This window comes from Mycobacterium mantenii (assembly GCF_010731775.1).
GTDB classification, from domain to species: Bacteria; Actinomycetota; Actinomycetes; order Mycobacteriales; family Mycobacteriaceae; genus Mycobacterium; species Mycobacterium mantenii.
Genome location: NZ_AP022590.1, coordinates 5,481,468 through 5,495,597, shown reverse-complemented (window position 1 = coordinate 5,495,597; position 14,130 = coordinate 5,481,468). Strand labels below are relative to the sequence as shown.

The window sequence follows — 14,130 nt, the reverse complement described above, 5'->3', positions numbered from 1 at the left end:
GGCGGCTGTTTGGGGCCGCTCGACTACCGTCGTGCGCCCCCTATCGCGAAGAGGACGCTACCATCGCGATGGCCGTCGGATCCGACCTTTGGAAACTTTTAGCGTTACTCGAATTCCCTGGCCACGCGACAGTGAGGCACTCTATTGAATTGGGGCGACTACCTAGACTCGGTGACGGGCGCTGAACCCCGGATTAAGGAGACGATGATGCCGATCACGGTGCTACTCGAACTGAAGATCAAGCCCGGCGAGGTCGCCGCGGCACGCGAGGTCATGGGCCGGGCGCTGCAGGACACCCGGGCGTTCGACGGCAATGTCCGCACCGACGTGCTTGTCGATGAGGAAGACGAAGCGCACTGGATCATCTACGAGTTGTGGGAGACGGTCGAGCACGACGAGGCCTACCGCGCGTTTCGTGCCGGCGAGGGCAAGCTGACGGAGCTGCCGCCTTTGCTGGCCGCGCCTCCGGTCAAGACTCGGTACGTCACCAGCGACATCTAGCGCGATCAGCTCAGCGCCGGCATGACCTCTCGTTCGAACATCTCGATACCGGAACGGTCGTAGGCGGCCTCGGGGAAGTAGCATATGGCATATTCGCACCCGAGGTCACGGAGCTTGGTGAGCCGCTCGATGACCTGTTCGGTCGTGCCCGTCGCCGAGTCCGGCCCGCTGGTGCCGGCGATCATCGCATCCGCGGAGGCCTCGCTCACGCAGCCGACCAGGCGGTCGCGGACGCGTCGCAGCCGATCTTTGACGTCGGCCTCCGACGTGCCCACGATGGCGTTGACGTTGACCGAACGCACGACGGCGTCGAAGTCGGTGCCCACGTTGCGGCAGTGCTCGGCCAGCACCTCGGACTTGTGGGCGAATGCCTCCGGCTCGGGAGTGAAGTTGGTGTACTGCGCGTACTTGGCGGCGATACGCAACGTCACCTTCTCGCCACCACCGGCGATCCACAGTGGAATCCCGTTGTCCTGCAGGGGCTTAGGCGCGACAATCGCACCGTCGACCTGGTAATGCTTGCCGTCGAAACTGACTTTGCCGTCGCGCCAGGCATCGCGCATGATCTGCACGCCCTCGTCCAGCCGGCCCAATCGCACGCCCGCCGAGGGGAATCCGTAACCGTAGGCCCGCCATTCGTGTTCGTACCAGCCGCCGCCGATGCCCATCTGAATGCGGCCACCGGAGATGATGTCGGCCGTCGCGGCGACCTTCGCGAGGTAGACGGGGTTGCGATAGCTCATCGCGGTGCACATCTGGCCGAGTTTGATCCGCGACGTGGTGGCCGCGTACGCGGCCATCAGCGACCACGCCTCGTGCGTGGCTTCTGCGGTCGGGACCGGCACGGTGTGGAAATGGTCGTAGACCCACAGCGAGTCCCAGCTGCCCTTGTCCGCGTGGTCAGCCAGGTCGCGCATCACCGCCCAGTGCTTTTCCGGTTCGATGCCGACGAGATCCATTCGCCAGCCTTGCGGAATGAAGAGACCAAAGCGCATACCAAGGGACTCTAGCCCGGCGACGATGCGGTGGTAGCTGGCGTCAGCGCCCGAGCGCGTCGAGCGCGGCCGCAACTGCTTTCTCGCGCAGCTCCTCCTGGGGCGCATCGGGAAACTGCACGCAGCAGTCCTGCAGGCCGCCGAACGCGACCACCGCCCGAGTAGACTGGGCGAGTGTCGGCTTCTTACCGAACACCAGCCCGGCCAACCGCTCACGCCACGCCAGCACGGTGTCGATGAGGTCGAGGTCGATCAGTGTCGACAGCTCGGTCAACAGCAGGACCAGATCCCGGCGGTGCCGGTAGTGGAAGTCGAAATAGCCCTCCAACAGTTCGTGCACATCGTTGCGGTCGCGGCTCTCGTGCTCGGCGACGAACCGTTCGCCCTCGTCGATCAGCGGCACCAGAATGCTGCGCACCAGGTCTTCGCGCGACGGAAAGTGGTAGTACAACGCGGGTTTGGTGATGCCCAGCCGGTTCGCGATGTCCTGCAGGCTGGTGCGCTGCACGCCCCGTTGCAAGAACAGCTCGCGGGCGACCTCTTGAATGCGCTCACGAGTGTCCGACCGGGCCCTGCTCACCCCCCGAGTTTATCTGACTTACCGATAGGTAAGTGGGTTGTTATGCTTACCGAACGTTAAGTAAGTGTTAGGAGGTGATCATGCGGATCCTCATCTCTGGCGCCAGCATCGCCGGCCCGGTCCTGGCGTACTGGCTGACCCGGTACGGCTTCGACGTCACCGTCGTGGAGCGCTCACCGGCGCTGCGCAAAACCGGCGGTCACGCCGTCGACTTGTTCCGTCCCGCAATGGAAATCTCGGAGAGAATGGGTGTCCTCCCACGCATCGAGGCACTGGCCACCGGAACCGACCGGCTGACGATACGCCGGGAAGGCCGGACGAAGGCCACCCGGATCGATCTCACCAAGATCTACGCCGCCACCTCCGTCCGGCACGTGGAAATCATGCGCGACGACCTGAGCGAGATCTACTACGACGCCGCCCGCGACGACGTCGCGTACCTGTTCGGCGACTCGATCACCGCGATCGAGCACGACGGCACCGTGACGTTCGAGCACGGCCCGGCGCGCACGTTCGACGTCATCGTCGGCGCCGACGGGTTGCACTCCAACGTTCGGCGCCTGACGTTCGGCGAGGAGGCCGAGCTGACCCGCTTCCTCGGGGGATACCTGGCGGTGTTGTCGGCGCCCAAGGCGATGGCGGAGTCCGGCGAGATGGTGACTCACGTCGGTGTCGGCAGGTTGGCCGCGATCTACACCGCCGATCACCTGGACGACGCGCGCGCCGTGTTCATGTTCCGCAGCAAAGAGGAATTGGACTACGACCACCACGATGCGTTGCGGCAGAAGGAATTACTGCGTGGCGCGTTCGCCGGGATGCACGACCAGGTGGACAGCTGGCTGGGCGAACTCGAGCGCACGCCCACCTTCTACTTCGACTCGATCACCCAACTGCGCACCGACCGGTGGTCGCGCCGTCGGGTCACCCTGGTCGGCGACGCCGGATACTGCCCGGGCCCCGCGGTGGGCGGCAGCACCAGCCTCGCGGTCCTCGGCGCCTATGTCCTGGCCGGAGAACTCGCCGAGGCCGACGGCGATCACCTGCGCGCCTTCGCCGCCTATGAACTACAGATGCACGAACCGGTGCATCGCAGCCGTACTTTCGCCCGCGGCGCCGCCAAGGGCATCATCCCAGGTTCACGAATTGGATTGTGGGCGTTAACCCGTGGCGCTCAACTGGTCTCGGCGATGCCGGGATCGGTGTCCCGATCGTTGGCGAAGCTCAACACCAAGGGCGTCCGAATGCACGATTCGATGCCGGTGCCCGAATACACCGGAAGCGACGTCTGACAGCATGTCCTGTAGAGCCGCGGGCCCGAGTAGCCGCGGCCGGCGCGCGCCACGAAGGGAAGGCTGCACATGGAACTGACCGGCGTTGGAATCTGGAGCAGTCAGCTGCGTTACGGCGATCCCACCGAATCCGCCGAGGCCGCAACTGAACTCGACGAACTGGGCTTTCCGGCGCTCTGGATACCCGATGTCGGCGGGCCGGTGTTCGACGCGGTGGGTGATCTGCTCGGCGCGACCAAGCGGACCGTGATCGCCACGGGAATCCTGAATCTGTGGATGCATTCGCCCGGCGATACCGCCGAGTCCTACGCGACGCTGACCGCCGAGCACGGTGACCGCTTTCTGCTGGGAATCGGCGTCAGCCACGCACCGCTGATCGATGCAGGCCAACCCGGGCGATACCGCAAACCGCTGGCGGCGACGGCCGCATTCCTGGACGGTTTGGACGCCGCGCCGCGGCCTGTCCCCACCGAGCGCCGGGTGCTCGCCGCGCTCGGCCCGAAGATGCTGACGCTGTCGGCTACCCGCGCCGGCGGCGCCCACCCGTACCTCGTCACGCCCGAGCACACCGCTTCTGCTCGTTCGACTTTGGGCCGGGGCCCCTTGCTGCTTCCGGAACAGACGGTGATCCTGACCGACAGCGCCGACGAGGCCCGCCAGATCGGAACCGATTGGCTGCGGGCGTATCTGGCCCTACCCAACTACGCCAACAACCTGCTGCGCAGCGGGTTCTCCGAAGACGACCTGTCGCAGGTGAGCGATCGGCTCTTCAACGCAATCATCGCGTGGGGCGATGAAGAGGCGATCATGCGCCGCGTCGCCGAGCATCGTTCCGCGGGCGCCGACCACGTCTGCGTCCAGGTGCTGCTGGCCGATCCCCGGGCATTCCCGCGGGAGGAATGGCGCCGCATCGCGGCCGCCTCCCGATAGGGAACCCAGGGCCTAGGGTGAGCTATGGCTTCCAAACAGACGCTATTCCGGATCTTTTACCGCATCGGTTTCACCCCATGGGATGGCCATCCGCTCGCGCAGAGCGTGCGCGATCTGGTCGAGGGAACCCGCGACGCGGCCGCGCTGCCCGCCGGGGCGGCCCTGGAGGTCGGCTGCGGTACCGGTGACTGCTCGATCTATCTCGCCCAACACGGCTGGAAGGTCACCGCGGTTGACTTTGTGGCCAAACCCCTTGAGCGGGCACGCGCCAAGGCCGGCGCGGCCGGCGCCGTGGTCGACTTCGTCCAGGCCGACGCCACGCAGCTGAGCCAGGCCGGCATCGGCGCGGACTTCGGGTTGATCGTCGACAACGGGTGCCTGCACAACATGAGCGACGCGGATCGCGACGCCTACGTGCGCGAAATCAGCGCCCTGGCGGCACCCGGGGCGCGGCTGCTGATCGTCGCGTTCGTGCCGGGCGGTCGGGTCGGGGTGCGTGGAGTCGACCGCGCCGAGATGGAACGACGATTCACGCAGAGCTGGACGCTGCTGTCGGCGGGCGCGGAACGCGAGCTGGACCGCGCCGAGAAGACGCCGGCGTGGTACTACCTGTTCCAAAGGCGCCGTTAGCCTTTCGCGACCACCGCACGAAGAAGCCCCCGAAACCTCGTTGTTTCGGGGGCTTCCGCGCGTGCGTGGCGCAGGATTAGCTCAGCGACGCCGGCGGCAGGAAGCGGTCGCCGTACTTGGCGGCCAATTCCTTGGCACGGGCCACGAAGGCTTCCTTGCCGATACCGCCCGCACCCTGGTAACCGACGATGAACTGCGCGCTACCACCGGTGTAGGGCGGGAAGCCGATGCCCATGATCGACCCGATGTTGGCGTCGGCGGTCGACGTCAGCACGCCCTCATCCAGGCACTTCTGCGTCTCGAGCGCCTCGGCGAACAGCATGCGATCGATCATGTCCTGCAACGGGATCTGCGCGCTACCGGACTTGAACGTCTCGCGCAGGCCCGGCCAAAGGCGGGTCCGCTTGCCGTCGTCGTACTCGTAGAAGCCCGCGCCCTTCAGCCGCGAGGGACGACCGATCTCGATCATCTTCTCGACGACGGCCTCGGCCGGGTGCGGCTCGTAGGTGCCGCCCGCGTCCTCGACACCCTTACGGGTGGCGGTGGCAATCTTGTGCATCAGCTCCAGGTTGAGCTCGTCGGACAGCTGCAGCGGCGGTGCCGGGTAGCCGGCCTGCGAGCCGGCGTGCTCGACGCTGGCCGGCTCCACACCCTCGCCCAGCATCGCCAGCGCCTCGTTGACGAACGTGCCGATGACGCGGCTGGTGAAGAAGCCGCGGCTGTCGTTGACGACGATCGGGGTCTTGCCGATGGCCAGCGTGTAGTCGAAAACCCGGGCCAGCGCCTCGTCAGAAGTCTTCTCACCCTTGATGATCTCGACCAGCGGCATCTTGTCGACCGGAGAGAAGAAGTGGATCCCGATGAAGTCCTCCTGGCGCTTCACGCCGGTCGCCAGACCGGTGATCGGCAGCGTCGAGGTGTTCGAACCCAGCAGCGCGTTGGGCTCGACGATGTCCTCGATCTCCTGGAAGACCTTGTGCTTGAGTTCCTGGTTCTCGAACACGGCCTCGATCACGAAGTCGACGCCCTTGAAGGCCTCGGGGTCGGCGGCCGGGGTGATGCGGTCCAGCAGTGCCTTGCTCTTCTCCTCGGTGGTCTTGCCACGCTGAAGCGCCTTGGCCTCAAGCTTTTCCGAGTAGCCCTTGCCCTTCTCGGCGGCCTCGCGGCTGACGTCCTTGAGCACCACGTCGAAGCCGGCCTTGGCCGAGACGTAGGCGATGCCCGCACCCATCATGCCCGCCCCCAGCACACCGATCTTGTTGATCTTGACCGGCTCGATGCCGTCGGGCCGCGACCCACCGCCGTTGATGTGCTGCAGGTCCAGGAAGAACGCCTGGATCATATTCTTGGCGACCTGGCCGGTGACCAGCTGGGTGAAGTAGCGGCTCTCGATGCGGCTGGCGGTGTCGAAGTCCACCTGCGCGCCCTCGACGGCCGCGTCCAGGATGGCCCGCGGCGCCGGCATCGGCGCGCCCTTGAGCTGCTTCTTGAGCAACGCGGGGAAAGACGGCAGGATGCCGGCCAGCGCGGGGCTGGACGGGGTGCCGCCGGGCATCTTGTAACCCTTTTTGTCCCAAGGCTGTTCGTGTGAGTCGGGGTTGGCCTTGATCCACGCTTTGGCGGCGGGCACCAGTTCCTCGACCGAGCCGACGAGCTCGTCGACCAGACCGATCTCCTTGGCCTTGTCCGGCTTGAAGCGGGTGCCCTGCGACAGGATGTTCATGAACGCGTTCTGGATGCCGAACATCCGCACGGTGCGGGTCACCCCGCCGCCGCCGGGAAGCAGGCCCAGCGTGACCTCGGGCAGGCCGACGACCAGGCCCTTGACGTCCGCGGCGATGCGGTGGTGACAGGCCAGCGCGATCTCCAGGCCGCCGCCGAGCGCGGCGCCGTTGATGGCGGCCACCACCGGCTTGCCCAGCGTCTCCAGCGCGCGCAGGTCTCGCTTGACCGACTCGACGGTGTCGAACGCCTCACCGGCGTTCTCCGGGCCGAGGTTGATCATGCCCTTCAGGTCACCGCCGGCGAAGAAGGTCTTCTTCGCACTGGTGATGACCACACCGGTGATCGAATCCTTCTCGGCGGCAAGGCGTTCCACGGCGTTGTGCATGGACTCGCTGTAGTGCTCGTTCATCACGTTGGCCGACCCGGTGGGGTCGTCCAGGGTCAGTGTGACGATGCCGTCGGCGTCCTTGTCCCACTGAATGGTGTTCTCTGCCATGGTCTTAAACCCTCTCGATGATGGTGGCGACACCCATGCCGCCGCCGATGCACAGCGTGATCAGCGCGCGACGAGCGTTGCGGCGCTCGAGCTCGTCGACCATGGTGCCGGTGATCATGGCGCCGGTGGCGCCCAGCGGGTGGCCCATCGCAATGGCGCCACCGTTGACGTTGAGCTTCTCGTCCGGGATGTTGAGGTCCTTCTGGAACTTAAGCACCACCGACGCGAACGCCTCGTTGAGCTCGAAGAGATCGATGTCGTCGACCGTCAGGCCCGCACGGTCGAGCACCTTCTGCGTGGCCGGGGTCGGGCCGGTCAGCATGATGACCGGGTCCGAGCCGCTGGTGGCGGTGGCCACGATGCGGGCCCGCGGGGTCAGCCCCTGCGACTTGCCCGCAGCTTCCGAGCCGACCAGCACCAGCGCAGCGCCGTCGACGATGCCGGAGCTGTTGCCGCCGGTGTGGACGTGGTTGATCTTTTCCACCCAGTGGTACTTCGTCAGCGCCACGTCGTCGAAGCCGCCCATCTCACCGATGCCGTCGAACGCGGTCTTCAGCTTGCCCAAGCCTTCCAGGGTGGTGTCGGGCCGCATGTGCTCGTCGTGGTCGAGGATGACCAGGCCGTTCTGGTCGCGCACCGGCACGACCGACTTGGCGAAGTAGCCGCCTGACCAGGCCGCCGCCGCTTTTTCCTGCGAGCGCAGCGCGTAGCGGTCGACGTCCTCGCGGGAGAAGCCCTCGATGGTGGCGATCAGGTCGGCGCCGATGCCCTGGGGCACGAAGCCGATCTGGTAGTTGGTCTCGGGGTCGGTCGCCCAGGCGCCGCCGTCGGAGCCCATGGGGACGCGGCTCATCGACTCGACGCCGCCGGCCAGCACCAGGTCGTCCCAGCCGGACCGCACCTTCTGGGCGGCGGTGTTGACGGCCTCGAGGCCGGAGGCGCAGAACCGGTTGAGCTGCACGCCGCCGGTGGTCTCGGGCAGGCCGGCCGCCAGCACGGCGGTGCGGGCGATGTCGCCGCCCTGGTCACCGACCGGGGACACGACGCCCAGGATCATGTCGCTGATCAGGTTCTCGTCGAGGTCGGGGTAGCGCCGGCGGAGCTCGTCAACCAGGCCGACGACCAGGTTGAGCGGCTTGACCTCGTTCAGCGAGCCGTTGCGCTGCTTGCCCCGCGGGGTGCGGATGGCCTCATAGATAAAAGCTTCTTCGGACATGACGACTTCCTGTTCTCCGAATTGGGTTCGAATCCGTCTTCAAGACTAGGTCCCGCACCACCCTAACAGGGGCCCCGGCCAACCTGTTGGTTGGGCAAGACCGCGCAGCTCACAGGCGCCCTGTTAGGCATACCACGCCCTCGCTGGGCTGATGGCTGCCATGTCCGGCCGAATGTGAAACTAACTTCACGCTCGACGCCGAATGTGCACCTAACTTCGCGCTGGGCGGGCCGGGCGCCACGCTGGCGTGACACCCGCAGACGCCCGCCCCGCCTAAGCTCGTCCACCATGACGGTGTCGCGACTGCGCCCCTACGCGACCACGGTGTTCGCCGAGATGTCGGCGCTGGCCGCGCGGATCGGAGCGGTGAACCTCGGTCAGGGGTTTCCCGACGAGGACGGGCCCCCGGCCATGCTGAAGGCCGCCCAGGAGGCCATCGCCGACGGCGTCAACCAGTACCCACCGGGCATCGGCATCGCACCGCTGCGCCACGCGATCGCCGCCCAGCGGCAGCGCCGCTACGGCATCGAGTACGACCCCGACACCGAAGTGCTGGTGACGGTCGGCGCGACCGAGGCCATCGCCTCGGCGGTTCTGGGCCTGGTCGAACCCGGCTCCGAGGTGCTGATCATCGAGCCGTTCTACGACTCGTACTCGCCGGTGGTGGCGATGGCCTCGGCGCAACGGGTGGCCGTGCCGCTCGTCCCCCATGGCCGCGGCTTCGCGCTGGACGCCGACGCCCTGCGCCGGGCGGTGACCCCACGGACCCGCGCGCTGATCGTCAACTCGCCGCACAACCCAACCGGAACGGTGCTCAGCGCCGACGAGCTGGCCGCCATCGCGGAGGTCGCGGTCGCCGCCGACCTGTTGGTGATCACCGATGAGGTGTACGAGCACCTGGTCTTCGACGGTCGGCAACATGTTCCGCTGGCCGGCTTCGACGGCATGGCCGAGCGGACGATCACGATCTCGAGCGCGGCCAAGATGTTCAACTGCACCGGCTGGAAGATCGGATGGGCTTGCGGCCCAGCACAACTCATCTCCGGGATGCGCGCGGCCAAACAATATCTGAGCTACGTCGGCGGCGCGCCGTTCCAGCCGGCGGTGGCCTTGGCGCTGGAGACCGAGGACGCCTGGGTCGCCAGCCTGCGCGCCACCTTGCAGGCACGGCGCGATCGACTGGCCGCCGGCCTGATCGACGTCGGGTTCGAGGTGCACGACAGCGCCGGCACGTACTTCCTGTGCGCGGATCCGCGTCCGCTGGGCTACGACGACAGCAGCGCGTTCTGCGCGGCGCTGCCGGAAAAGGTTGGAGTGGCCGCGATCCCGATGTCGGCATTCTGCGACCCGGCCGCGACGCACGGTCCCGCCGACGTGTGGAATCACCTGGTGCGCTTCACCTTCTGTAAACGCGACGACACCCTCGATGAGGCCATCAAGCGCCTGACCGCGCTGAAAAACGGGTCAGCCGGTTAACCCAGGGCCCCCATCACACGCTTGCGCAGGCCATCCAGCGCGGCATGAAGGATTTTGTTGCCGGCCGAGCGCACCCAGAACCCGGGCAGCGGCGCCCGGAGCTCGATCGTGAGGCTGAATCGCACCCGGGTCTTGTCGTCGCCCTCACGCTCCAGGTTGTATTCGCCGTGCTGAGCATGTTGCTGGGCGGTCTTCTGCGCATCCCAGACCATCCAGTCGGGGCCCCAGTGATATTCGACCATTTCGGTGTCCGCGATGCCGCCGACTCTGATCGTCATCTTGACGTGGTGTGGCAGGCCGTCGGGATATCTGTCGACGACTTCGACCCGCTTGTGCAACGGGGACCATAAGGGCACGGCGTCCATGTCGGCCAGCGCCTCCATGATCGCTCCCGGGGGCGCCTCAATGACAATCTCTGACGATGCGCGTATGGCCACCGCCTACTAGTTAACAACAGCGACGCCGCCGACGGAGGCGAAAATCGCGGACGATTCCGGCTATTCGGACTCGGCCGAACCGCGGTTCACCAAGTCGCACAATCCCTTGACCGCCGCGTCGAGAACGCTTTCACTTGCCCGCCGCACGATGAAGGCGGGCATGGGCCGGCCGGGTTCGACGGTGATGTCGAATCGCACCCGGGTCTGGTCGACCCCTTCGGGCTTGAGCGTGTACTCGACGTGCTGCCCGTGCTGCTGGGAGGTTCCCTTGGCGTCGTAAACAACCCAATCGGGGCCCCAGTGATATTCCAGGACCTCTTTGTCCACCAGCCCGAGAATCTTGATGGTGGTTTTGACATGGTGGGGCCGTCCGTCCGGATACCGGTCGATGACTTCGATGTGTTTGTGCAGCGGCGACCACGATGACAGGACGCCGACATCTGTCAGCGCCTCCATGACCACTTCTGGCGGCGCGTTGACAACAAATTCCCGTGATGCTTTTACGGCCACTGAGGATCAACTTAGCAACGCCGACCCCGAAACGGACCGATTCAGCGTAAACAGTTTCCTACCAGTTGATTTCGCTGAGCGGCGTGGTCGCCGCCGGCGGCCCTCCGACCGGTCCGGCCGGGGTCCGCGAAAAGCGCGGGGCGGGCGCGGCCTGGTCGGCCCCGTGGGCGGTGATCACCGTGGACCGCGCCCGCAAGTGCTCGTCGGCGGCGGCCTCAGTCCACGTCAGCACCGGGGTGACACACGCATCGGTGCCGGCGAAGGTCTGCGCCCATTCGTCGCGCGCCCGGCTGGCGAACCGTCGGGTGAAGACCGCGCGCATCTGGGGATAGGAAGCTCTGTCGTGTTGGGCGGGCACGTCGTCGGGTGAGAGGCCAAGCCCATTGAGCAAGGCCGCGAAGAACTGTGGCTCGATGGCGCCGACGGCGACATATTTACCGTCGGCGGTCTCGTAGCAGCCGTAGAACGGGGCGCCGCCGTCGAGCAGAAACGATTCGCGCCGGTCGCGCAGTGCGCCAGTGGACTTCATGGTCCACATCATCTGGGCCAGCAGGCTGACCCCGTCGACCATCGCCGCGTCGATCACCTGTCCCTGGCCCGAACGTTCCCGTTCGTAGAGGGCGACCGCGATGCCGATCACCACCAGCATGGAGCCACCGCCGAAGTCGGCGACCAGGTTCAGCGGCGGCATCGGTGGCCGGTCGGCGTAGCCCAGCGCCGACAGCGCACCGGTCTGCGCCAGGTAGTTGATGTCGTGACCGGCGGTCGGCGCCAGCGGCCCGTCCTGTCCCCACCCGGTCATCCGCGCGTAGATCAGCCGCGGGTTGACCGCCGCGCAGTCGTCCGGCCCGATGCCGAGCCGCTCGCAGGTGCCGGGCCGGAAGCAGTCCAGCAGCACGTCGGCCTTGGCGACCAGGTCCAGCAGCGCTCGCGGCTGCGTCTTGACGTCCAGGTCGACGATCCGCTTGCCGCGGTGCAGCAGGTCGCGGTCCTCGGCCGGCATCCCCAAGCCGCCCGCTGGCCGGCGCACCCGCACCACGTCGGCACCCAGATCGGCGAGCAGCATTCCCGCGTGCGGCCCCGGCCCGATGCCACCGAGTTCGATGACCCTCACCCCGGCCAGCGGCGCGCCACCGCTCACCGGGGCTACTTGCCTTTCTTCACCTTGAGCACCCGATCGCGCAGCGCCTTGGTTGCCGAATCGATCGTTCCCTTGACGGCACGCTTGAGCACGAAGCCGGGCAGCGGCACGTTCGGGTCCGCGAGAAGCTCGAACTTGACCAGGGTCTCGGCGCCTTTGGGCACCAGGGTGTACTTCCCGTCCTGCGCCTTCTGCTGCGAGGAGCTGACCAGCTTCCAGCTCACCACATTGTCGCCCCACGTGTAGGCGACCACTTGTTCGTCGGTGATCCCGGCGACCTTGACCTTCATCCTCACTTGGCGGGGACGCCCGTCATCGCCGGTGTCGAGGATCTCCGCACTCTGATGCGGCTCCGACCATTCGGGCATCGCTTCGAAGTCGGCGATGACGTCCAGAATCTCCTCCGGACTGGCTTCGATGACGATGTCGCGGGATTCTTTGAGTGCCATGGCCCGCACGATACTGGCACGGCGTCTCACCCGGAACGGATTCGACCGAGCGTACCGTCGTGCCTGTGACTGATGCCGCGACCGATCCCGCATACACCGTCGGTGACTACCTGTTGGACCGTCTCGCCGAGCTCGGCGTTTCGGAAATCTTCGGCGTTCCCGGCGATTACAACCTGGAATTCCTCGACCACATCATCGCCCACCCCAGCATTCGTTGGGTCGGCAACGCCAACGAGCTCAACGCCGGATACGCCGCCGACGGGTATGGTCGGCTACGCGGAATGTCGGCCTTGGTAACGACATTCGGCGTCGGTGAGCTCTCCGCAGCCAACTCGATCGCGGGCAGTTATGCCGAACAGGTGCCCGTCGTGCACATCGTGGGCGGCCCGTCCAAGGATGCCCAGGGCACCCGTAGGGCGCTGCACCATTCGCTCGGCGACGGGGACTTCGAGCACTTCTTCCGGGTCAGCCGCGAAATCACTTGCGCCCAAGCCAATCTAATGCCCGCGACGGCCCGCCGCGAGATCGATCGGGTGCTGTCCGAGGTGCGCGAGCAGAAGCGTCCCGGATACATCCTGCTGTCCACCGACGTGGCACGCTTCCCCACCGAGCCGCCGCAGTCGCCGTTGCCCCGCTACACCGGCGGCACCAGTCCGCGCGCGCTGGCGATGTTCGTCGAGGCCGCGACCGAACTCATCGGCGACCATCAGCTCACCGTGCTCGCCGACTTGCTGGTGCACCGGCTGCAGGCGATCAAAGAACTCGAGGCGTTGCTGGCGGCCGACGTGGTGCCGCACGCCACGTTGATGTGGGGAAAGAGCCTGCTCGACGAGAGTTCGCCGAACTTCCTCGGCATCTACGCGGGGTCCGCCAGCGCGCCGGCGGTGCGCACCGCGATCGAAGGGGCGCCCGTGTTGGTCACCGCCGGCGTGGTCTTCACCGACATGGTCAGCGGCTTCTTCAGCCAGCGGATCGACCTGGCCCGGACCATCGACGTCGGCCAATATCAGAGCAGTGTGGCCGGAGAAGTCTTCGCGCCGTTGGAAATGGGCGCCGCGCTGGAGTCGCTGGCCACGATCCTGGTCCGCCGCGGAATCTCTTCGCCTCCGGTGGTATCGCCGCCGGCCGAGCCACTGCCGCCGCCCCCACCGCGCGACCAACCGCTGACGCAGAAGATGTTGTGGGACCGCCTTTGTGTCGCCCTCACACCGGGCAACGTGGTGCTCGCCGACCAGGGCACCTCCTTCTACGGCATGGCCGACCATCGGCTGCCGCAGGGAGTCACCTTCATCGGTCAACCACTATGGGGCTCAATCGGTTACACGTTGCCCGCCGCGCTCGGGGCGGCGGTGGCGCATCCGGAGCGCAGGACTGTGTTGCTCATCGGGGACGGCGCCGCGCAACTGACCGTCCAAGAGCTCGGCACCTTTTCACGCGAGGGCCTCTCCCCCGTCATCGTGGTGGTCAACAACGACGGCTACACCGTCGAACGGGCGATCCACGGCGCGACCGCGCCGTACAACGACATCGTGAATTGGAAATGGACGGACGTGCCCCACGCGCTGGGCGTTACCGACCACCTGGCGTTTCGGGTCCAGACCTACGGCGAGCTCGACGACGCCCTGACCGCCGCCGCGGAGCACCAGGACCGCATGGTGTTCGTCGAGGTGATGTTGCCGAGGCTCGAAATCCCCAACCTGCTCGTCGAACTCGTCCAACCGACGTCACCGGACGGCAGCCCGAGGCGCTGAGGGA

General features: G+C 66.7%; 14 protein-coding genes. 6 read left to right on the top strand and 8 right to left on the bottom strand.

What is annotated here, in order from left to right:
- Positions 1 to 207 precede the first annotated feature (207 nt).
- Positions 208 to 501: a putative quinol monooxygenase gene (locus G6N50_RS25420; protein ID WP_083093969.1), complete on the top strand. Its 294-nt coding sequence runs from the start codon at positions 208 to 210 to the stop codon at positions 499 to 501.
- Positions 502 to 506: 5 nt separating this feature from the next.
- On the opposite strand, the gene G6N50_RS25415 is transcribed toward G6N50_RS25420, so the two are convergent.
- Together G6N50_RS25415 and G6N50_RS25410 are read right to left on the bottom strand one after the other, a co-directional pair.
- Positions 507 to 1,496 (bottom strand): LLM class F420-dependent oxidoreductase, encoded by a 990-nt coding sequence (locus tag G6N50_RS25415; protein WP_083093591.1) that lies wholly within the window; start codon positions 1,494 to 1,496, stop codon positions 507 to 509.
- 43 nt (positions 1,497 to 1,539) lie between these two features.
- Positions 1,540 to 2,076 (bottom strand): TetR/AcrR family transcriptional regulator, encoded by a 537-nt coding sequence (locus tag G6N50_RS25410; protein ID WP_083093594.1) that lies wholly within the window; start codon positions 2,074 to 2,076, stop codon positions 1,540 to 1,542.
- A gap of 80 nt (positions 2,077 to 2,156) precedes the next feature.
- Here G6N50_RS25410 and G6N50_RS25405 point away from each other — a divergent pair, with 80 nt between their 5' ends.
- From G6N50_RS25405 to G6N50_RS25395, 3 genes are all read left to right on the top strand, one after another.
- Positions 2,157 to 3,365, top strand: coding sequence for an FAD-dependent monooxygenase (locus G6N50_RS25405; RefSeq protein WP_083093970.1), 1,209 nt, complete (start codon positions 2,157 to 2,159; stop codon positions 3,363 to 3,365).
- Positions 3,366 to 3,434: 69 nt separating this feature from the next.
- Positions 3,435 to 4,295: an LLM class F420-dependent oxidoreductase gene (locus G6N50_RS25400; RefSeq protein ID WP_083093596.1), complete on the top strand. Its 861-nt coding sequence runs from the start codon at positions 3,435 to 3,437 to the stop codon at positions 4,293 to 4,295.
- Between the two features lie 24 nt (positions 4,296 to 4,319).
- The gene (locus tag G6N50_RS25395; protein ID WP_083093598.1) at positions 4,320 to 4,925 is read left to right on the top strand and encodes a class I SAM-dependent methyltransferase; all 606 of its coding nucleotides are present in this window, start codon (positions 4,320 to 4,322) and stop codon (positions 4,923 to 4,925) included.
- Between the two features lie 76 nt (positions 4,926 to 5,001).
- On the opposite strand, the gene G6N50_RS25390 is transcribed toward G6N50_RS25395, so the two are convergent.
- Together G6N50_RS25390 and G6N50_RS25385 are read right to left on the bottom strand one after the other, a co-directional pair.
- Positions 5,002 to 7,146, bottom strand: coding sequence for a 3-hydroxyacyl-CoA dehydrogenase NAD-binding domain-containing protein (locus G6N50_RS25390; RefSeq protein ID WP_083093600.1), 2,145 nt, complete (start codon positions 7,144 to 7,146; stop codon positions 5,002 to 5,004).
- Between the two features lie 4 nt (positions 7,147 to 7,150).
- A complete protein-coding gene (locus G6N50_RS25385; protein ID WP_083093602.1) occupies positions 7,151 to 8,362 on the bottom strand; it encodes an acetyl-CoA C-acetyltransferase in 1,212 nt (403 codons plus the stop codon).
- 288 nt (positions 8,363 to 8,650) lie between these two features.
- On the opposite strand from G6N50_RS25385, the gene G6N50_RS25380 reads away from it, so the two are divergent.
- Positions 8,651 to 9,838, top strand: coding sequence for a pyridoxal phosphate-dependent aminotransferase (locus tag G6N50_RS25380; protein ID WP_083093604.1), 1,188 nt, complete (start codon positions 8,651 to 8,653; stop codon positions 9,836 to 9,838).
- On the opposite strand, the gene G6N50_RS25375 is transcribed toward G6N50_RS25380, so the two are convergent.
- From G6N50_RS25375 to G6N50_RS25360, 4 genes are read right to left on the bottom strand one after another with little or no spacing between them, the layout of a single operon-like run.
- Positions 9,835 to 10,275 carry an SRPBCC family protein gene (locus tag G6N50_RS25375; protein ID WP_083093606.1) on the bottom strand — a complete coding sequence of 147 codons (441 nt, stop codon included), beginning with the start codon at positions 10,273 to 10,275 and terminating at the stop codon, positions 9,835 to 9,837. The genes G6N50_RS25380 and G6N50_RS25375 overlap by 4 nt on opposite strands.
- Positions 10,276 to 10,335: 60 nt before the next feature.
- Positions 10,336 to 10,785 carry an SRPBCC family protein gene (locus G6N50_RS25370; RefSeq protein WP_083093608.1) on the bottom strand — a complete coding sequence of 150 codons (450 nt, stop codon included), beginning with the start codon at positions 10,783 to 10,785 and terminating at the stop codon, positions 10,336 to 10,338.
- 58 nt (positions 10,786 to 10,843) lie between these two features.
- Positions 10,844 to 11,926 carry a CaiB/BaiF CoA transferase family protein gene (locus G6N50_RS25365; protein WP_083093611.1) on the bottom strand — a complete coding sequence of 361 codons (1,083 nt, stop codon included), beginning with the start codon at positions 11,924 to 11,926 and terminating at the stop codon, positions 10,844 to 10,846.
- Positions 11,927 to 11,931: 5 nt separating this feature from the next.
- Positions 11,932 to 12,375 carry an SRPBCC family protein gene (locus G6N50_RS25360; RefSeq protein WP_083093971.1) on the bottom strand — a complete coding sequence of 148 codons (444 nt, stop codon included), beginning with the start codon at positions 12,373 to 12,375 and terminating at the stop codon, positions 11,932 to 11,934.
- A gap of 65 nt (positions 12,376 to 12,440) precedes the next feature.
- Between G6N50_RS25360 and G6N50_RS25355 the strand changes: the two genes are divergently transcribed.
- Positions 12,441 to 14,126, top strand: a complete 1,686-nt coding sequence (locus tag G6N50_RS25355; RefSeq protein ID WP_083093613.1) for an alpha-keto acid decarboxylase family protein — start codon at positions 12,441 to 12,443, stop codon at positions 14,124 to 14,126.
- The last annotated feature ends 4 nt before the right edge of the window (positions 14,127 to 14,130 follow it).